1 protein-coding gene is annotated in these 800 nt (G+C 59.9%); it reads right to left on the bottom strand.

Translation table 11 applies throughout. The annotated features are described in order from the left end of the window. The coding region (locus ACR0AC_RS21215; protein WP_480875961.1) for an elongation factor Tu at positions 1-800 on the bottom strand (800 nt) is incomplete at both ends.

Below are 800 nucleotides of genomic sequence, written 5' to 3'. Positions count from 1 at the left end.
GTGTGACGACCGCCTTCTTCCTTGGTCAGGATGTAGGCTTCGGCTTCGAACTTGGTGTGCGGTGTAACCGAACCCGGCTTACACAGAACCTGGCCACGCTCAACACCGTCACGATCCACACCACGCAGCAGGGCGCCGATGTTGTCGCCTGCTTCACCGCGGTCCAGCAGCTTGCGGAACATTTCAACGCCGGTGCAGGTGGTTTTCGCGGTGTCGCGGATGCCGACGATTTCAATCTCGTCGCCAACGTTGATCACGCCACGCTCGACACGACCGGTCACAACGGTACCACGGCCCGAGATCGAGAACACGTCTTCGATCGGCATCAGGAACGGCTGGTCAACAGCACGCTCAGGCGTGTCGATGTAGTCATCAACAGCCGCCATCAGTTCCTTGATTTTCTCTTCGCCGATTTCCGGGTTGTTGCCTTCCATCGCGGCCAGAGCCGAACCTGCAACGATCGGAATATCGTCGCCGGGGTATTCGTAGCTGGACAGCAGTTCGCGAACTTCCATCTCAACCAGTTCCAGCAGCTCTTCGTCGTCGACCTGGTCAACTTTGTTCAGGAACACGACCATCTTCGGGATGCCAACCTGGCGGCCCAGCAGGATGTGCTCACGCGTCTGCGGCATCGGGCCGTCAGCAGCGTTCACAACCAGGATCGCGCCGTCCATCTGGGCGGCACCGGTGATCATGTTCTTGACGTAGTCGGCGTGGCCGGGGCAGTCAACGTGCGCATAGTGGCGGTTGTCGGTCTCGTATTCCACGTGGGCGGTCGAGATGGTGATGCCGCGCGCTTT

Source organism: Ruegeria sp. H7 (assembly GCF_056532945.1).
The sequence above is the reverse complement of the archived record's forward strand: the minus strand, read 5'-3'. Positions and strand labels throughout refer to the sequence as shown.